The 18,597-nt window shown below is 47.8% G+C and carries 19 protein-coding genes and 2 pseudogenes; 12 read left to right on the forward strand and 9 right to left on the reverse strand.

The genetic code is table 11. The features are described from left to right. Nucleotides 1–72 precede the first annotated feature (72 nt). Together IP581_RS09480 and IP581_RS09485 are read left to right on the forward strand one after the other, a co-directional pair. On the forward strand, nucleotides 73–495 hold the full coding sequence (locus tag IP581_RS09480; protein ID WP_193822396.1) for a translesion error-prone DNA polymerase V autoproteolytic subunit: 423 nt from the start codon (nucleotides 73–75) through the stop codon (nucleotides 493–495). Between the two features lie 2 nt (nucleotides 496–497). Then, a complete protein-coding gene (locus tag IP581_RS09485) occupies nucleotides 498–1,763 on the forward strand; it encodes a Y-family DNA polymerase (RefSeq protein ID WP_193822397.1) in 1,266 nt (421 codons plus the stop codon). 77 nt (nucleotides 1,764–1,840) lie between these two features. Here IP581_RS09485 and IP581_RS09490 read toward each other — a convergent pair whose 3' ends face one another. Further along, nucleotides 1,841–2,617: an HNH endonuclease gene (locus tag IP581_RS09490; protein ID WP_228007834.1), complete on the reverse strand. Its 777-nt coding sequence runs from the start codon at nucleotides 2,615–2,617 to the stop codon at nucleotides 1,841–1,843. 433 nt (nucleotides 2,618–3,050) lie between these two features. On the opposite strand from IP581_RS09490, the gene IP581_RS09495 reads away from it, so the two are divergent. The 6 genes and pseudogenes from IP581_RS09495 to tolA all read left to right on the forward strand — a co-directional run bounded on the left by IP581_RS09495 (nucleotide 3,051) and on the right by tolA (nucleotide 7,019). Further along, a complete protein-coding gene (locus tag IP581_RS09495; protein WP_193822398.1) occupies nucleotides 3,051–3,308 on the forward strand; it encodes a hypothetical protein in 258 nt (85 codons plus the stop codon). A gap of 234 nt (nucleotides 3,309–3,542) precedes the next feature. Further along, nucleotides 3,543–4,376: a GIY-YIG nuclease family protein gene (locus IP581_RS09500; RefSeq protein WP_193822399.1), complete on the forward strand. Its 834-nt coding sequence runs from the start codon at nucleotides 3,543–3,545 to the stop codon at nucleotides 4,374–4,376. 387 nt (nucleotides 4,377–4,763) lie between these two features. Continuing rightward, a pseudogene (locus IP581_RS09505) lies at nucleotides 4,764–4,931 on the forward strand (NADP-dependent isocitrate dehydrogenase); the annotation flags it as partial. A gap of 195 nt (nucleotides 4,932–5,126) precedes the next feature. Next, a pseudogene (gene tnpA, locus IP581_RS09510) lies at nucleotides 5,127–5,586 on the forward strand (IS200/IS605 family transposase). Nucleotides 5,587–5,800: 214 nt separating this feature from the next. After that, entirely contained in the window at nucleotides 5,801–6,301 is a 501-nt protein-coding gene (locus IP581_RS09515; RefSeq protein ID WP_193822400.1) for an anti-virulence regulator CigR family protein, read from the forward strand. A gap of 298 nt (nucleotides 6,302–6,599) precedes the next feature. Beyond that, on the forward strand, nucleotides 6,600–7,019 hold the full coding sequence (gene tolA / locus IP581_RS09520; protein ID WP_193822672.1) for a cell envelope integrity protein TolA: 420 nt from the start codon (nucleotides 6,600–6,602) through the stop codon (nucleotides 7,017–7,019). A 70-nt stretch (nucleotides 7,020–7,089) separates the two neighbouring features. On the opposite strand, the gene IP581_RS09525 is transcribed toward tolA, so the two are convergent. From IP581_RS09525 to IP581_RS09535, 3 genes are all read right to left on the reverse strand, one after another. Then, nucleotides 7,090–7,329, reverse strand: a complete 240-nt coding sequence (locus IP581_RS09525) for a DinI family protein (RefSeq protein WP_193822401.1) — start codon at nucleotides 7,327–7,329, stop codon at nucleotides 7,090–7,092. A gap of 161 nt (nucleotides 7,330–7,490) precedes the next feature. Beyond that, a complete protein-coding gene (locus tag IP581_RS09530; RefSeq protein ID WP_086869565.1) occupies nucleotides 7,491–8,651 on the reverse strand; it encodes a type I restriction endonuclease in 1,161 nt (386 codons plus the stop codon). 329 nt (nucleotides 8,652–8,980) lie between these two features. Further along, nucleotides 8,981–9,265, reverse strand: coding sequence for a hypothetical protein (locus IP581_RS09535; RefSeq protein WP_097400048.1), 285 nt, complete (start codon nucleotides 9,263–9,265; stop codon nucleotides 8,981–8,983). Between the two features lie 150 nt (nucleotides 9,266–9,415). Between IP581_RS09535 and leuE the strand changes: the two genes are divergently transcribed. Both leuE and IP581_RS09545 read left to right on the forward strand, forming a co-directional pair. Beyond that, the gene (gene leuE, locus IP581_RS09540; RefSeq protein ID WP_086869561.1) at nucleotides 9,416–10,054 is read left to right on the forward strand and encodes a leucine efflux protein LeuE; all 639 of its coding nucleotides are present in this window, start codon (nucleotides 9,416–9,418) and stop codon (nucleotides 10,052–10,054) included. A 17-nt stretch (nucleotides 10,055–10,071) separates the two neighbouring features. Continuing rightward, nucleotides 10,072–10,362: a hypothetical protein gene (locus tag IP581_RS09545; RefSeq protein ID WP_097400047.1), complete on the forward strand. Its 291-nt coding sequence runs from the start codon at nucleotides 10,072–10,074 to the stop codon at nucleotides 10,360–10,362. A 60-nt stretch (nucleotides 10,363–10,422) separates the two neighbouring features. On the opposite strand, the gene IP581_RS09550 is transcribed toward IP581_RS09545, so the two are convergent. The 3 genes from IP581_RS09550 to IP581_RS09560 all read right to left on the reverse strand — a co-directional run bounded on the left by IP581_RS09550 (nucleotide 10,423) and on the right by IP581_RS09560 (nucleotide 12,917). Further along, nucleotides 10,423–10,737, reverse strand: a complete 315-nt coding sequence (locus IP581_RS09550; RefSeq protein ID WP_193822402.1) for a PTS sugar transporter subunit IIB — start codon at nucleotides 10,735–10,737, stop codon at nucleotides 10,423–10,425. A gap of 108 nt (nucleotides 10,738–10,845) precedes the next feature. Then, on the reverse strand, nucleotides 10,846–11,316 hold the full coding sequence (locus IP581_RS09555) for a GNAT family N-acetyltransferase (RefSeq protein ID WP_228007835.1): 471 nt from the start codon (nucleotides 11,314–11,316) through the stop codon (nucleotides 10,846–10,848). A 56-nt stretch (nucleotides 11,317–11,372) separates the two neighbouring features. Continuing rightward, nucleotides 11,373–12,917 carry a methyl-accepting chemotaxis protein gene (locus IP581_RS09560; protein ID WP_193822404.1) on the reverse strand — a complete coding sequence of 515 codons (1,545 nt, stop codon included), beginning with the start codon at nucleotides 12,915–12,917 and terminating at the stop codon, nucleotides 11,373–11,375. A 395-nt stretch (nucleotides 12,918–13,312) separates the two neighbouring features. Between IP581_RS09560 and IP581_RS09565 the strand changes: the two genes are divergently transcribed. Both IP581_RS09565 and IP581_RS09570 read left to right on the forward strand, forming a co-directional pair. After that, nucleotides 13,313–13,567 (forward strand): hypothetical protein, encoded by a 255-nt coding sequence (locus IP581_RS09565; protein WP_020454056.1) that lies wholly within the window; start codon nucleotides 13,313–13,315, stop codon nucleotides 13,565–13,567. A 302-nt stretch (nucleotides 13,568–13,869) separates the two neighbouring features. Continuing rightward, on the forward strand, nucleotides 13,870–14,724 hold the full coding sequence (locus IP581_RS09570; RefSeq protein WP_086869551.1) for a glycosyltransferase family 32 protein: 855 nt from the start codon (nucleotides 13,870–13,872) through the stop codon (nucleotides 14,722–14,724). A gap of 221 nt (nucleotides 14,725–14,945) precedes the next feature. On the opposite strand, the gene IP581_RS09575 is transcribed toward IP581_RS09570, so the two are convergent. Both IP581_RS09575 and IP581_RS09580 read right to left on the reverse strand, forming a co-directional pair. Then, nucleotides 14,946–16,535, reverse strand: a complete 1,590-nt coding sequence (locus IP581_RS09575; RefSeq protein WP_193822405.1) for a methyl-accepting chemotaxis protein — start codon at nucleotides 16,533–16,535, stop codon at nucleotides 14,946–14,948. A 214-nt stretch (nucleotides 16,536–16,749) separates the two neighbouring features. Then, nucleotides 16,750–18,582 carry an EAL domain-containing protein gene (locus IP581_RS09580; protein WP_086869547.1) on the reverse strand — a complete coding sequence of 611 codons (1,833 nt, stop codon included), beginning with the start codon at nucleotides 18,580–18,582 and terminating at the stop codon, nucleotides 16,750–16,752. Nucleotides 18,583–18,597 lie beyond the last annotated feature (15 nt).

Here is an 18,597-nt window from a genome sequence, read left to right on the forward strand (position 1 = left end):
CGAAGCGTGGACTTGATCATCTGCCCAGATAATTCTACTGTATATAAAAACAGTATTAAGCAGGGCTACACTATGCAATTCATCAAACCAGCAGATTTTCCGCGCGCCGTTGTCGTGCTACCTCTCTTTAGCGACCTTGTTCAGTGCGGCTTCCCCAGTCCTGCGGCAGATTATGTTGAGCAGAGGATTGACCTTAACGAACTCCTTGTACAGCGCCCCAGCGCGACGTATTTCGTCAAAGCTGCAGGGGATTCCATGATCGATGGCGGAATCAGCGATGGAGATCTGCTGGTGGTTGACAGTTCGCGAACCGCGCAGCACGGCGATATTGTGATCGCGGCTGTCGATGGCGAATTCACAGTGAAGCGCCTGCAACTGCGACCAACTATTCAACTCAACCCTATGAACTCCGCATACAGCCCTATCAGGGTAACCAGCGAAGACACGCTCGATATTTTCGGGGTCGTAACTTTCATCGTTAAATCAGCGAGCTGATTATGTTTGCGCTGTGCGATGTGAACAGCTTTTACGCGTCGTGCGAAACCGTTTTTCGGCCTGATTTGAAGGGAAGGCCGGTCGTTGTTTTGTCGAATAACGACGGCTGCGTGATAGCCCGTAGCGCCGAAGCGAAACCTTTTGTCGTCATGGGCGAGCCTTACTTCAAGCAGAAAGAGGCGTTCCGGCGCCACGGTATCGTCGCATTCAGCAGCAATTATGAGCTGTACGCAGACATGTCTAATCGCGTGATGACCACGCTTGAAGAAATGTCACCGCGCGTCGAAATATACTCAATTGATGAAGCCTTTTGTGATCTGACCGGCGTCCGTAATTGTCGTGATTTAACTGACTTTGGGCGCGAGATACGCGCGACGGTGCTGAAGCGCACTCACCTGACTGTCGGCATCGGCATAGCGCAAACTAAAACCCTGGCGAAGCTGGCCAACCACGCTGCAAAAAAGTGGCAGCGGCAGACCGGCGGCGTGGTTGATTTGTCGAACATTGACCGCCAGCGCCGATTGCTGGCTCTTGTTCCTGTTGAGGATGTGTGGGGAGTCGGTCGGCGCATCAGTAAAAAGCTGAACGCTCTGGGCATTAAAACCGCGCTTGAACTCTCCGAACAAAGCACCTGGATCATCCGCAAGCATTTTAATGTCGTGCTCGAGCGAACTGTGCGGGAACTGCGCGGCGAACCGTGTCTCGATCTCGAAGAGTTCGCGCCGGCAAAGCAGGAGATTGTCTGCTCGCGTTCTTTCGGTGGCCGAATCACCGATTACGAAGAAATGCGCCAGGCGATATGCAGCTATGCAAGCCGGGCCGCAGAAAAGCTACGTGGTGAGCATCAGTATTGCCGGTTTATCTCAGCTTTCGTTAAAACCAGTCCGTTTGCATTAAACGAGCCGTATTACGGCAACAGCGCATCGGTAAAGGTGCTCACTCCCACGCAAGACAGCAGGGACATAATCAGCGCGGCCACACGCTGCCTTGATGCAATCTGGAAAGATGGTCACCGTTACCAGAAAGCAGGTGTCATGCTCGGCGACTTCTTCAGCCAGGGCGTCGCGCAGCTTAATTTGTTTGACGACAACGCTCCGCGCGCGAACAGTGAAAAGCTTATGGAAGTTTTGGATGAGCTAAATAAAAAAGATGGCCGAGGCACTTTATACTTTGCCGGGCAGGGGATACAGCAGCAGTGGCAGATGAAACGCGATATGCTGTCTCCCCGATACACGACACGTTACTCTGATCTGCCGGTCATTAAGTGAGATGAATTGTTTTGGATGAACTCACAGCCAAAACAGACGTTTCTGATATATCGATGATTTAATCAACGGGGGGGCGATCACCCATAATGAAGTTCTCTATGGCAGTTAGGGCATAGAGCTAGCACATTAGCTAATGAGTCAGCCCCACCATTGGAGAGACTTTGCACATGGTGAACTTCTAGATATGGTGTATTATCAGACTTTCTGTTAAATGGAGCTTTTTTATTACAACGCTCGCAAACTCCTTTTGCACGCAGTAATGCTATCGCAACAATATCGGGGCTACGGGAATATATTTCTGTTATCACTACTTTTTTTGTGGGTTTTTTATCGATTGTAGATATACGAGCTAGTCTGGCTGCTTGATTGTCCTTAAGAGATTCCGATACCTTTCCATAAAAAATATTACTTACATCATCCAATGTTAAGACTTCATTTTCTTCACTTTCAAAAATACTCTGAATGTACTCCAGTAACTCCAAATTATTTTCTAATTTTATTGGTGACTGTGGTGCTTGTTTCATTCCGTTTTTTATTAACTGATTAAAGCTTAGCTCTGAAGAGGATATTTTATTTAGTAAGTGTAATCTTACATAGCGCCCATTGAGTGAATTATAATACTTATCTTTGTCACGCCAATATGATTTATCATCTCTAATATTATCCCTGGTAAGTCCAACGTCCTGGACAATACACTTATATCTTAGATGCATGTCTGGGTGTGAAACATAAATATAAACGACATCGCCAATAGAATAATTAGTTCTACCTTGACGCCAGTCTATACTATTAGAATGGTTAAATGAAGACTCATGATCATATACTTTTGGGTTTGCCGAAATCAACCAGTTCATTCATGCCTCCATAAGGAATTATTATCTTCAATACATTATTGACTTTAAAGCGATGGAAGTGAATCTTTATATTAAATACACGATTGAAAATTGATAGTTACATGAAAATAATTCATAATTCTTATCAAAACTTCTCATTTCCGGACACATACTCTAATCTGCTCTCTGTTAATATAATGTGGTATTCATTCAGCTCTTAGCAATGGTGGGAACCATAACTGACTTACGCTTCTCGCTCTAAGCAGTCGTTCAGATGGCTCAGACCGGCGATCAACAAAAGCTTACGAGCTACAAAAGAGGATGTCATCGAAAACATCAGGTACTGGACAAAAAACTAGCCGCTTAGGTGGATAGCGAAGTTAATCAATGGTGAGCAAGCAGCGGACCACTTAAAGCGTCATAATAACCCATCGCTACTAGTTTGAGAGATCCCATGAACAACTATAAAGATGTTCAGTGCCCTGTTTGTGGTCGATGGTTTTCAATGTTCCGACCTGATTTCCATATTGGCAAATACCACAAAAATGCGACTGAGCGTGAGCTTATGCTAATCCGTGACGCTCGCCGTGCAATGAAGGATTTCCATGCCGAAACAGAGAAAAAAAGTAAAAATGCAACCCTGAAAAATATCAATAAATCCGATGGTACGACCTTGCGCGGAGGGTTGCCTTCGCTAGGCAAAAAAAGATGAATCTACTTCATTCTGTATGTGGAAGAAGGAATGGAATACGTCGTAAGAGACTCACCTTCTGTGAGGGTCTGCAGAACGCTCAAGCCCTGCAGGCCAGTACTATCCACTTCGCTTCAGAAGTAGGCATTGCTACCGTAGTATCGTGCAGTTTTATTGGCGGCAGATCAGCTGTAATGCAGGTGTGTAAAGCCACGGCAAAGAGTCAATAGACTCAACTTATCATTAGGAGAAGTATTGAAACTTTTTGATTATTTGAAGATGGCACTTCCGGATCTGACACCTGAGACAACCAAAGTCCACCTTGCGCAAATGAATGACCACAAAGAGGATCCGCTGGTTAAATTCCGAGAAGAGGCTTTCGACGACTGGCAGTGCTGGCAGAAACGGCTGGAATTTAGCCGCAGATATGTCGTTTCACTAATCAGGGTTCCGCGGACTGAAACTTGGCTGTTCGCGGGAGTGTTTCAACAAAAAGGCAACGCAGGAAAGAAAACCTACTCTAACCGTGAGGAAATGTATTATCAGTACTACCTTCAGAAAATCCCCGAGACTGAAGAATATGTGGGGAGGATGTATATTAGCTTTAAAAATACAGCCCGCAACTTCATCCGCCGGGGGGAAAGTATTCAGAATGAATTGGTAGTCAGCGCTATCTCCCCGGTACGTCTGAGCTTCGGCGAGTTCCCTGGTTACCGTCACTTTGTGCTAGATCGGAACAGCATTGGCGCGATCCTCAGGCTTAACTTGCAATCTTGGCGTACTGCATTATCTATGGTCAAAGGCATCTATGTATTAACTGATCGTGACGGAGGAAAGCTCTATGTGGGAAAAGCCGATGGAATGGAGGGGATATGGGGGAGATGGGAATGTTATTTTGGCTCTGGGCATGGTGGTAATATAGGGCTCAAGGAAGCTTTCGGTACTGGCGATGAAAAAAGATTACAGAATATCACTTTTGCGATCCTCGAAGTTATTGATCCCAATACTGATAACGGGGAGATTAACCGCCGTGAAAGCCACTGGAAACAAATATTACTCTCGCGAGAATTTGGCCATAACCGAAACTAATAAAGCCTGTGAAAACACTCAGACCTATTCCCTATTGATTAACACATGCCATCCCTGTGGGAGCAATTGTGAACTTCCATTCCTCGTTCATAGCTAAACTTTTCCAGCAAAAACTTCGCCATTAATAACTATTGTTAGTGGCAACTTGTTGAATTAGTTGAAAAGAAATTAGTAGATTATTGGCGAAAAAACCAAATAAGCCGTTGATTATTTATTGATAATGCGCCTGATTTAAAATCCCTTGTTTGGCTCGGAAACGCGTTCCCCAAAATGATCCACATAGTTTTGATAATCAATAGGTTAGTTATTGTGCTTGACTGACTTTTTAAGAGACAAAAATGATATGTTTATTCAATAAAATCAGCTTGTTGGCATTAAATAGACTATGTACTGCTGCGTCACATGGGCTGGGTTGAAGCGGCTGACCTGATCGTTAAAGGCATGAGCGGCGCGATCAACGCCAAAACCGTGACCTACGATTTCGAACGTCTGATGGAAGGCGCTAAGCTGCTGAAATGCTCAGAGTTTGGCGACGCGATTATCGCGAACATGTAATCGCGCCTCGCGAGCTAAGCAAAAACGGGAGCCGGATGGTTCCCGTTTTTTTGTCTATAGAAAACCCCCAGCCAGGCTGGGGGTTCCGGAAAGCTTTCAGCTTTAAGCCAGTTATTAAAACCCCTTTTGATTTGTTAAAACAGCTTGCGGTCTGGCAACTGCAAAAGTTCAACAAGAAATCAAAAGGGGGGCCCGATGGGGGACGAAAAGAGCTTAGCGCACACCCGATGGAACTGTAAATATCACATAGTTTTTGCGCCAAAATACCGAAGACAGGCGTTCTACGGAGAGAAACGCCTGGCGATAGGCAGCATTTTAAGAAAGCTGTGTGAGTGGAAAAAACGTACGGATCCTGGAAGCGGAATGCTGCGCAGATCATATCCATATGCTTGTGGAAATCCCGCCCAAAATGAGCGTATCCGGCTTTATGGGATATCTGAAAGGGAAAAGCAGTCTGATGCTTTATGAGCAGTTTGGCGATCTGAAATTCAAATACAGGAACAGGGAATTCTGGTGCCGGGGATATTACGTAGATACGGTAGGGAAGAACACGGAGAAGATACAGGAATACATAAAGCACCAGCTTGCAGAGGATAAAATGGGCGAGCAATTGTCGATCCCTTATCCGGGCAGCCCGTTTACGGGCCGTAAGTAAAGAAGTTTGATGCAAATGTCAGATCGTATGCGCCTGTTAGGGCGCGGCTGGTAACAGAGCCTTACAGGCGCATCTGAAAAACCTCCGGCTATGCCGGAGGATATTTATTATGGTTATATACCAGCCTAATTAAAAATAAGAATTCGCGATATGGTTGAGGCAATAAATATTATTTATTCTGATAATGTGTGCTCACCGTAGAGGTATAAAAATCATGTTTAAACGTCGCACTCTTAATACTGCACTTGCGGCGGTGATTTCCCTGGTCGTATTTTCCGCGCCTGTGTTGGCAAATCCGGGAAACGGAAATGGTAATGGAAATGGCGGCGGTCATGGCAATAGTAACGGCAATCATGGCAATAGCGGTAACCATGCGAATAAAGGCAATAGCTTTTCCTCCGATGACCGGGTTAACCGCAAAAACTATGGAAAGCCGGATCATGTTGAGTCAGATATCAGTGTCTCGCGTGCCCGGTCTCTGGCCGTCAATTACGGCCTGACCGGTTATAAGTCTCTCCCGCCGGGGATAGCGAAAAATCTTGCCCGTGGCAAGCCTTTGCCTCCGGGAATCGCGAAAAAAGCAGTACCGGCATCGATGCTTGGTCAACTGCCTTATTATCCCGGTTATGAGTGGCGCATTGTCGGGAATGATCTGGTTCTGGTCGCGCTGAGCACCGCTATTGTCACCGCGATCATCAATGGTGTTTTTGATTAACACGACGTGCGTTTTATCCTCAAAGCCTCGCAACATGCGGGGCTTTTTATGTGCCAAAAAAGAACCTCATGGGCACTGTGAATATTTAATAAGATCGTTTTGATGCTGGAATTTACCAAACGGAAAAGCAACGATTGAAACTCTCTTCAGCTACTCTGTGGGCGTTACGCTTGTGAGATGACTGACAAGTAAAATATTTTCTTGACTTAAGATAAATCCAGGTCGCCGTAATATTATTGCCAGTTGCTATTTGTTAAATTGTTCCCGTTTATAAAGCAAGCCTTACAAAAGGAAGATGATGAAGATTAACGCCGGACATGCGTTGCTATTGGTGACGTCATTATTACTCTCGGGTTGTGCAAAGACCGGTTCTGCAACGCAGCACGCAGAAGTGGACACTGAAGTGGATAACATGTTCGCCCGATATAGCGGGGCACAGACAACTGCGGCTGAAAGTGATATCAACCGCTATGCAGGGCAGATCAAATCAGCGACTGAAAGTCACCTTTTTGACGCGGGTCGTTATGCCGGAAAATCATGTACGCTGCAAATCAGGCTTGCTGAGAATGGCGCATTAGAAGATGCGCGGCCGACCAGCGGCGATCCTGCACTTTGCCGCGCGGCTATTATCGCTATCACGCAAGCGAGGCTCCCGAAACCACCTTCGCAGGCTGCTTATGCGGCCTTCAAGAACGCGACGCTGGAATTCAAACTGTAAAGGGTAATGCAGGAGCGCACAGATAAGCGACACGCTTTTCACTATTGCCGCCGGTGCAAGGGAGAGGAAATTACTCCATCACCAGCCACATGTCCGACTCTTCAAACATCTCCTCAAGCATACGGTTGAGCTTTTCACGATCGCTTTTACTGGCGTCGCTGTTCAGTCCATTGGCCTGCATCGGTTTAACGCGCACATCAGCACCAGGAAAGATGCGATGCACACGCTTAGTTAATTCTTCAAGGATAATCTCTTTAGCGCCGGGTAAACCCGCAACATTACGCTTGTCATAAACCAGTTCAACAAACACAAAGCAGCCCTTTTTACTGTTTTTTCGTACAGTACTTATACTGGATGAAAAGCCAGTATTCAAGTGAAGAATCCTTTTACGTTCAACGAAAGTGTAATCTTTGGGCCGCAGTGGAAGGCGTTGCACAAAAAATCCCGCGCGAGGCGGGATGGTAGGCGAAGTTAATTGACGCTTTTTTTCTTTTTAAAGTTCTCATCGTTTATCACATGCTGGAACGAATCCAGTATCAAGCCTGAGATCCGCAAGACATCTTCGGGATGGTCGAGATAGATTCGTGTGCCATCGTGCTCGAGGCCCGCGCGCGCCACTTCATTTAAAGCAATAGGCGTCAATTCAATAGGCAGCTGAATAGATGAGCGATTCTTCTTATCATAATAACGAACAATCCAACGGTTAGTTTTTCCCTGATAAAGCACGCTGTAATACGACTCGGTATCTTTTGGCTGCAGATCTTTTTCTGGTCCGATAATCGAGACAATTTTTTCATATAACGCGCGTTCATTATGCGTTGTGATAATGTTGGGATTGTCGGGATCGATATGATCCGCTTTTTCATCAATCGTTACTGCTTCGTCGATGCCGTGGTTTGTCAGCTCTTCCCGGATAGGCTGATGGGCGGTAAGTCCGGAAACCACCATGGCGCTGACAGAACGCTGCACTGCCTCTCTGACCAGCGGGGTGATCGCATCAATAAATCGCTGATTGAGTTGTCGACCAATATTAGCGCGTGAGGCGACGTACCTTACAAATTCTGAATCTACCTCTTTCAGGCTGGAGGTAATAACTTTAGAGAATGAGGAGATATAGACGCTCTCTTCTGCAAGCGTTCGTAATGCCTCTGGTTTGAATTTGTCGTGGCGAAAGCGGAAGAGTTGTTCGGCATCTGCGTCGGTAATGTCGTCCATGCGAATACGCAAAAATGGCGTGGGATCCATAATATTTTTTTCCTGGAGATCGGTAAAAAAACGCCACTCCTGGCCATTCGTGATCGCGGAAATCGTCACTTCCGGCGTGCAGTTAAAGTATCGGGAAAGCTGTGGGCAGTGGTTATCGATTTTCTCTTTATACGGTTTTGCTTCGATGAACATGACAGGAACGCCCTGGCAAAACAACGCGTAATCAACGCGTTCACCTGCTTTAACCCCCGGAAAGTCGGCACCATATTCCGCTCTCACTTTTTGCGGGTCGTAAGCATTGAAGCCGAGAATATCTAAAAAAGGCAGGATCAACGCTTGTTTGGTGGTTTCTTCCGTTGTGCAGTGGATGCCAACGTTTTTGACATGTTCGATATGATTTTTAAGTCTTAGTTTAAAATTTTCCATTTCTTTCCCATAACCTTAGAGTGTGTAGTCACTCAAACAAAACCAACTATTTCAGGTTAAGAATACCTGTCTGCACGTCACTGCTATTTCAGTCTGGAATGAATTAACTCAATACGTAAATAGTTATAACTCGCTTATCTTTCTCTCTTCATCAGCGTTTACCGATGCTGGAAATAATTCACTCCTCAGGAAGTTATCGCGACGAAAATAAGTAATCTCACCAGGCGTCTGGATACTCCATGATCCAGATCATCATTGGCAGATGAGGTAACGTGGATTTTTATTTCTGTCGCAATATTGTTTGCGAGTTAACAAATTTGAATGCCAATTCAATACCCGTGAAAGAAATATCTTATCTTCAGACCGATATATTTTAGCGCGGGCCAAATCCAGTGCTCGATTGCATAAAAAGCGGGTAAACCTACGCCAATAGCGGCAACCGCAAACAGGCCATGAAGCGCGCTATTTTTCGCGATCTGGTTCATGTCGAGCATGGCGACATTATCATTGATAACCCCTGACGTCATTCTCATCACCAGACCGGTGATAAAGAGTGTGATAAAGACATATATCAGCTTAATAATGAAGATGAGCGTTAGCTTAATTAATTTCACTTAAAACCTGCTTACGGTAGTCACATTGAGACATTATCGGCAGCGCTAATCCAGTCTTCAGCCGCATTTTGTTCGTACTTCTGTGCGCCGCTGCCGCAGTGTGATACCGTTGTACCTATAAGTGGTATGTATTGTTTTACAGGAGTTGTTGTGTTTGCCGAATATGGAGTGCTCAGTTACTGGTCCTATTTTATCGGTGCCATTTTCATCATTTTACTGCCGGGGCCGAACACCTTTTTTGTATTGAAAACCAGTGTTGCCCATGGACTACGAAATGGCTACGTTGCAGCGAGCGCCGTGTTTATTGGTGATGCGGTCTTGATGTTTCTGGCCTACGCAGGCGTTGCCACGCTGATTAAAACCACGCCGCTATTGTTCAATATCGTTCGCTATCTGGGGGCGTTTTATCTGCTCTACCTCGGCGTTAAAATGTTGTACGCCACGCTTAAACGCAGCATGAAAGGAGAGGGCGATCATGACGTGCATAAAGGCGATATCTTCAAGCGTGCGCTGATATTAAGCCTGACGAATCCGAAAGCGATTTTATTTTATGTCTCCTTCTTTGTGCAATTTATCGACATTACCTATGCAAGGCCTGGAATGTCATTCTTTATTCTCGCCAGTACGCTGGAGTTGATCAGTATTTGCTATTTCAGTTTCCTGATCGTTTCCGGTTCGTATCTCACACAGTGGGTAAAAACCAGGAAGAAACTCACCCGGTTGGGGAACTCCCTGCTGGGGCTGGTTTTTGTCGGTTTCGCCGCACGCCTTGCGACGCTGCAATCCTGAGTCCTGGGGTAATAGAAATGCGTTGCTACATCACGACTTACCGAAACGCTTTCCGCCCTGGACATACATTGAGCGGGAAACAACTGACCAAATTTCTGCTTTATAGTGTGCTGGCTTTCGCGCTGTTGATGGGGCTGTATCTGTTGGCATGGCAAGTGGTGATTTATACACCAGTAGTAGATTATTTAACCGCGCCGGTCGTGATGCAATTTTCACTCTATGCCGTCCAGTTTTTCCAGGTCATGGTCTTGCTGCCCGTGGCTATCCACCTGTTGAAAATGATGGCTGCTTATATTTGCCGGAAATAATTACCCCTGCGAATGAACTGATTGCGTAAAACCACGTCCGCAGACGTGGTTTTAAGCGGCTCACTGCGTTAATTCAGGCATATGATCCATCACAAACTTCAATACTTTCTCCCCATCCATTGACGCGAAAGGGTAGCTTTCAATAATGGCAATGGGGGCGTCTGCAGCAATATGGCTTTTGAGTTCATCAAGTTTGTACTGAATGTGTGGCGCAACCAGAAAACAGTTAAAAGCAGGGGCGAAGCTGGCGAAGTTATCCACGCCGACAGCACTGACGAGCATTGGATAACTATGCTCATTAGCCGCTTTTTGCATCTTTTTGGCCAGTGATGTGGCGGTATTGCCAAAAAGACAACATATTAATAGTTTTTTCATAGGTGCCTCCTGTGGTAGTTGCGACCACACTATGCCCGCCGTTGGCGGAAAAATGAGCGCGGCATCCAGATTTACACCATGTAATACGAAAGTTTATGCGGGCCTGATTCAAAGCAGTTTATTCATGTTATAGCCAGTAATCTGGTAACCATTCGCTTCATAAACTTTCCTGGCATGTTCGTTTTCCGCGGCCACGCGAAGTTTAATTTGCCGAATGCCCGCCGCGCTAAGCTTCGATTCTAATGATTGCATTGCCTGGCTTCCCAGGCCTTTGCCACGAAAGGCAGGTCGCAGGTAAAAATCATAAATAAAAGCGGATTTATCGATAAAGTCGGCTCTGTACCACAGCGATCCCACAATCTGTGTTGTGCCGTTGCCGGCAAGCGTAATACTCGTCAATGAATGGCCAGGCGTTTTCTGCGCCGCAGGCAAGCTCGTTTCGATTTCTCGCCTGGCTTGTTCTGTCGCCTCCGCGAGGGATAAGCGGTAATTTGCTGCAATTTCCTGAGCATAATCAGGGATAAAATAATCAACAAAATCAGCGAATTCTGCCGCTGACATGGGACGTAACCGAATCATTTTCGACCTCAATCTGTTCTCCGGGCATTGTTGCCCGGAGCGCGCTTCGCAACGGGTTAGCGAAACACCGATATCGCTTCCGCCAGCCGAATGGCCTGCTGGTTCATGCGACCGGTCGCTTCCGCCCCTTCTTGTACTCGTTGTGCATTCTGGTGGGTGATCTTATCCAGATCTTCCACCGCCAGGCTGGCTTCACCCAAGGCCGTTGCCTGCTCGGCAGTTGCCGCGCTGATCTGGGCTATCAGCGAGGTCACATTTTGCACTTGCTCGACGATCTCCTTCATGGTTTTTCCCGCGTCGTCCGCCAGTTGGCTGCCTGAATTCACATGCGTAACACTGTTTTCAATCAGCTCTTTGATTTCGCTGGCGGCACGCGCACTACGCTGCGCCAGACTGCGTACCTCTCCTGCGACGACGGCAAACCCTTTACCTTGTTCACCCGCTCGCGCCGCCTCAACCGCCGCGTTCAGCGCCAGAATGTTGGTCTGAAAGGCGATGCTGTCGATAATACTGGTGATACTGGCGATTTGCCGTGAGCTTTCTGCAATCGCCGACATCATTTCTATCATCTGGTGCATCACCTGGCCACCCTGACGCGCGGCATCGCGCGTACCTTGCGACAAGGCGGTAACTTCAGCGGCGGTTTCCCGGTTACTTTTTACCGTGGCGGTTAATTCGTTCATCGTCGCGGCCGTTTGTTCAACGTTTGCTGCCGCCTGTTCTGTCTGACGGCTCAGGTCATCATTGCCTCGTCGCAGCGACTCCGAGGCCTTCAGGACGGTCATCGCCTGGCCGCTGACATCGTTAACCAGCCAGCGGAACATGAGTCCGAGCTGGCTTATCGCGCGCAATGTCATCCCGACTTCGTCTACCCGATTGAGCTGATCCACTTGATGTGCTTCGCCACTCGCTACCTGTAAAGCCTGACGGCATAAGCGCTCGATCGGGCGGACAATTTGCAGCTCCAGCCAGATATTGATAGACAACAGCAATAGCGTCATAAAACTGGCGAAACTACCCAGTTGACCTGGCGTGAGATCATGCCCCCAGGCAGCGGCAAGGCTGAAGAGCAACGCGGTGATTAACGCCGAACGTAGCCGCCAGCGCAGAGGCATAGTGACAAATAGAGAGCGCCAGCGCATCAGGCCCGTGCGAATAATCAACCCTTTATGAAAACGTCTGCCGTTCGCCTGGCCTTCACGAAACTGGCGATAAACCTCTTCGGCGGTAGTGACTTCTTCTGCTGCTGGTCGGGTACGCACCGACATATAGCCCTTCACTTTGCCCTCGCGAATCACCGGAATCGCATTCGCGCGCACCCAGTAATGATCGCCATTATTGCGACGGTTTTTTACCAGTGCTGTCCAGGGCTCCCCCTTTTTCAATGTCGACCACATATCGGCAAATGCCTGCTTTGGCATATCCGGGTGGCGCACCAGATTGTGCGGCTGGCCTTTGATCTCCTCCAGCGAGAAGCCGCTGACATCAATAAAGGCATCATTGGCATAATTGATGTAACTGTCCGGATCGGTAGTGGACATTAACGTTGCATCATTATCGAAAACGTACTCTTGCTGTGTAACGGGCTCATTGTTGCGCATAGTGAGTATTCTCGGGAAAAAGAAAGGGCATTGGATATTTCTAAATTCTTATATCTATTTACGGCATGGTTCACTCAGAGCTTTATATTTTTTGACGCATTTCTGATAACCGTAAAACAAAAAGAGGTTTTGCGCCATAAACATAGCCATACAAAATAAAAGTGCTTTAATTATGATTAGGTGGAGAAAACATTATATATCTGGAATTGTCACCGACTGGTCAGAACGCGCGTGGGTGAACATCTCAGATAGTTAGTGTGCTGACTAATATTTAAGATAAGGTACGTAAATAAATAGCTGAATCGTTCTCTGGCTCACTAAAAACAGCAATGAGCATTTCCGCTGCGTACGGATTCGGCTAATCTGAAATGAACAACAACGAAAGGATTGTTCATATGAAAGGTAATGTCGTTCATCACGAACACCGAATTGGGTTTATTGTTATCCGCGATGAGAATGGAGAATTCGCTGTCGCGGAGCTGCTGGGGAGCTACGATGTCGAAAGGGGCGATGTCGTGTCCGGCGAGCTGCAGACCAGCGGCGGTGGAACGTTATTCAATGAGACGCAGGACGAGTCGATGGATGTTTTTATGAAGGGTTACGGGCTATCGGAACAGGATGCGATTAGTTATATCCTGCGAACGCATTAAACAGCGCCAGCGTGCGTCAGCTCGCCACTGGTGGGCGAGCTGACGCTAACCTTCACTTTGTTATCCAGGCCGGACATTTTCCTACCAGTAAAGACGTTTTTCTGTGGCCATGCATAACCTTAAGTTAAATTTCTGTCCATTTACTGAGTAATACGCAAGGGCAGTTACAGACGATTCTGCAAGACAATTATCCGACTGTGCGTAATGCTAATGTCAGATTAACACATTATCTTTTTTCTCATACTTTAGACGTTTTTATGTTTTTACCTTTCAGGTATTTAAAGTTAATGAGCGCAGGATAGATGATGAATACGATCCCGCATAAAATCCACCAGGTCTACACCAGGGGGATGGCAGCACTACCGGCAGAGGTGCATGCCTCTATCGACAGACTCAGGCAATTAAATCCCGGCTGGGAATATTATTTTTACGACGAGAAAAAAATGCTGGCTTATCTGCATGACCACTATGGTCAGGAGATGCTGGCGTTATATGAAAAAATAAACCCGCAATATGGCGCAGCGCGCGCGGATTTTTTCCGCTATTTATTGATGTATCGTGAAGGCGGCGTTTATTTAGATATCAAAAGCTCCTGTACTGTTCCGTTTAGCGAGGTTATTCCGCCAGATTGCGAAATATTATTATGTAACTGGGATAACAAACCGCAGGGTTGCGATAATAATATGGGTAAACATGAAGAACTCGCTTTTCTCAAAAACGGAGAGTATCAGCAATGGAATATTATTGTCGCGCCGTCTTCACCTTATATTAAAGCCGTTATTGATGAGGTCGTTGATCGACTAAAACGCTATAAGCCGTGGCGCTATGGTGTCGGTATGCGAGGGGTATTAAATACCACCGGGCCAATCCCGTTTACGCTGGGTATTGAAAAAGTCCGCAAGTGCGAGCGTTTTCGCCAGCAGGAAAACCACCGCAATGTAGGGCTGGTCTATCGCAATGTCAGCAAAAAAGTCATCAGGCAATTCAATGCCAGCCACTACAGCAAGTTACGATCGCCTGTTGTTACGCTGACCGGGATCGATCATTTCTATTATTTGCTCTGGCGCACTTTTGTTTTTCCGTTCTGGCGTTTGAAGAAAAATACAATTAATGAGAGCAGGAAGGTGCTGAGCAAGCTGAAGTCGCGATGTATCTGAAGGGAAAAGTAAAAGAAAGATGGCAGTTTCGACACCAAAACTGCCAGCGAAGATTTTTTGAGATTGTTAAAGCGTATATCCGTCACTTGCGCACTTTATAACCTGTGGGCATAAAGTGCGCAAACGCAAATTTTTCTGCGGTTGGATTGATAAAATTTATGATCAGCATATTAATTCATCACGGTTGCTGATTGATCACCCCCGAAGCCGGTCACCTGGCGTTATGCCGGGTTGCGCTGCTCATGCAGTTTGAAAATTTGCACCATCTCCAACAGATTCTCTGCCTGCTGCTGCATCGCGTGCGCTGCGGCTGACGATTCCTGCGATAGCGTTGCGTTCTGCTGCGTGGCGGCATCCATCTGGGTAATAGCGATATGTACCTGATCGATGCCCGTACTTTGCTCATTACTGGCCAGCGAAATCGTCTCCACTAACTGGCTGACGCGTCCCACGCTTTGCATGATCTCTTCCATGGCGTTACCGGCGTTTTTCACCAGCTTATTACCTTCATCAATACGGCTGACTGAGCGTTGGATCAACTCACTGATCTCTTTCGCCGCTGTCGCGGAGCGTTGCGCCAGCGCCCGGACTTCAGCGGCGACAACCGCAAAGCCGCGGCCTTCAGTTCCCGCGCGCGCCGCTTCAACCGCGGCGTTCAGCGCCAGGATATTGGTCTGGAAGGCGATACTGTCGATAACACCAATAATGTTGCTGATTTCGCCGGAGAGCTGATTAATTTCACTCATCGTGGTGACAACGTGTTCCACCACTTCGCCTCCCTGGTTTGCCACTCGGGTCGCTTCCCGGGTGATATCGCTGGCAACACGTGAATTCTCGGCATTATTTTTTACCACCGAGGTGAGCTCTTCCATCGACGCTGCCGTTTGTTCCAGCGCGCTGGCCTGCGCTTCATTACGCGAGGAAAGTTCACGGCTGCCGCTGGCGATTTGCTGCGACGCACCGGCAATCGTTTCGGTGCCGGAACGCACGCCGGTAACGATGCGCGTTAAATTGCTGTTCATCTCCTGAAGGGCGTGCATCAGCTCGGCGGTTTCATCGCGCCCGGACACCACGATAGCCGACTGTAAATCACCGGCGGCGACATTGCGGGCAACCGATACCGCCTGCGCCAGCGGGTGAGTGATACTGCGGATCAGCCACCAGGTGATCAGCATGCCGACCATCAACGTGAATGCCATCACCAGCATCAGCATCAGGCGTGTCTGTTGGTAATGCTCGTGATTACTCGCGTCAGTTTGTAAGCGGATAAGCTCCGCTTGTTTCAGCGTGCTGGCGACCATTTCATCAATCATCCGTGTCGGTTCACGATCGATTCCTGTCACCAGATGATCGACGCGTTGGGCGCTGGTGGCGTCCTGGACACTGTATTGTTGCAGCGCAGTCAGATACTGGCTTTCCAGTTCAGCGTGCAACTTGATGGTTTTGATCGCTTCGGTATTGGCGAGGCCAATTTGCGGCAGCAGTTCACTGAGCGTTTTCAGCAGTGCCTGCGTTTTCTGGCTCTGTTCGACAAAGGCATTTTTATATTTATCGAACGCTTGCTCTCCTTGCGTGCCGCGCAGCAGGGTATTTTTCCACTCCTGCACCTGAATCTTAAACTGCACCTGCGCGTTGCGGGCCGTGTCGATACTCTCCGCAACCACCTTCTCCGTGGCCATGATCTGTTGGTTTTGTACTAATCCGCTGGCGTTAATCGACAACCCGCGAATACCCATAAACAGCGTTGCCAGTAAAAGAATGGCCGCCAGGAAACCGAGCCGTTGCCCGATAGTGAGATGGTTGAGCTTCATCAATCGATACTTCCCATAGTCAGTGAGGCGCGAAGAAAAAGAGCGCACACCAGCAATATCGACGGGTTTAAGCGCAGCTTTAATGGGGGAAAGGGCAGTAAACAAGCAGAATTTGGCTTAACTATTTGAAGCGGAATGTAATCGGTGTTTTATGACATTTTCGTGACAACGCCTGACCGTTGGGAAAGAGAACAGTCAGGCTAATTGGTCGGCATTACGAACCGTACAAATGTTGCTGCTGCGGCTCAGTCGCCATTTTCGATAATAAGCGGAACGGCTTGTTATCCGCGAGCCAGGCCGGGATCTCCTCGGGCGACAACGGGCGTGAGAAAAGATAGCCCTGCGCTTCATCGCAGCCGTATTCGGCAAGCATTCGCGCGGTTTCCAGATCTTCGATCCCTTCCGCCAGCACCACATAATGCAACTCTTTGAGCATCATAATGACGTTGCGGGCGATAATCCGGCTGCCGGTGTCGGTGGTGACCTGGCTTACCAGCGAACGGTCGAGCTTAATCACATCGATGGGGATGCGGCGTAAATAACTGATATTGCTGTATCCTGCGCCAAAGTCATCCAGCAAAATGGTAAAGCCGAGCAATTTTAAACGGTCAAGTTCTTCCAGTGCCGGATCGCTTTCCAGCACTTTCTCGGTCTCCAGGCACTCAATACGCACATCCGAGGTGAACAGCCCGGCGGCCAGCACGTTATGTTCCAGCTCATCGGCAAATCCGGGGCGCGAAAAATCACTGACTGTAACGTTAATTGACACCGGCAGCAGGATCCCTTGCTGTTTCCATTGTTGAAGCTGAGAAATCACGGACTTAATCACCCACTGCGTCAAATCCGTCATCAACGTGGTTTTTTCCGCCAGCGCCACAATTACCGCCGGTGAGATCTGGCCCAGTTCCGGGTGCTTCCAGCGTAACAGCGCTTCCACGCCTTCAGTTTTGCCAGAACGCAGTGAAATTTTGGGTTGAAAGACGAGGTAGAGCTGATCGGTGGCTTTGATTGCTTCGCTGAGATCGTAGAGCAGTTTAAAATCTTTATTCCGTTTGTGATCGAGGATCGGATTGAACTGCAACACCCGAATCTTTTCGCGAATCGATTCATGCAGCGCGCTGATGCCCTGACGCACAATCTCCTGCACGTTATCGTCCTGCGGCGAAAATTTCACATAGCCTGCGTGAATCGTCAGGTTGATATCGATATCACCGGTGATTTTCGCCTTTATCCCGGGCAATTTTTCTGCCCGTTTCGCCAGCGTCAGCGCATAGTCCATATCCACCAACACCGCGTAGCGCCCGGTGGTGAACGCATACAGCGTGGTCTCTTCTTTCAGCTTTAAGCGCAAGCGCAGCAGTGGCCCAAAACTGCGCAGCATCTTTTCCAGCGCCTCCACCCCCAGATAGCGGGATAATTCATACGCGCGCGGCATATCAATGCAGTCAAAAATCATCAGCGCGTAGTTACCGCTCGCTTTGTCCAGCGTCAGCCGCTCCATCTCTTTCATCAGAAACTGACGATTCGGTAAACCGGTGAGGGCATCGATTAAGCCAATGGTATAGCAGGATTCAAGATAAACGGTGGCGAGCGCGGCAACGCGATGGAAATTCGTTATCTGGCGTGATGACGGCGTATAGATTTCAGGATGACTGACACATAATGTGCCCAGCACCGTGCCTTCTTTATTTATCATCGGTGCTGAAGCGTAAAAAAGAATATTTCCGCTTTTTACCAACGGTTGATGATTAAAGCGTTCATCGAGTCGGGTATCAGAACTAATTACGGTCTGGCAACCGTGTAGCGAATATTGGCACATGGTCTGTTCGATACGAATTTTGACGTGCTCAATCGGGATATTCTTAACATATTTAATATATTGATATTCGTCGTCGAATGTTGTGATAAAACATCCTTCGACGCCCATCACTTCGCATGCCAGACGCGCAAATTCGGCCAGTGCTGCATCGCGGGATTTGTCTTCCTTACTCAGCAGCTCCAGAGCGGCAAGCCGTTTGCTTTCGCTTTTTTTGAGACCAGTGAACATAGCGAGCTCCTGCCC

Origin of the sequence: Kosakonia pseudosacchari, from assembly GCF_015167415.1 — a bacterium.
Lineage (GTDB): Bacteria > Pseudomonadota > Gammaproteobacteria > Enterobacterales > Enterobacteriaceae > Kosakonia > Kosakonia pseudosacchari.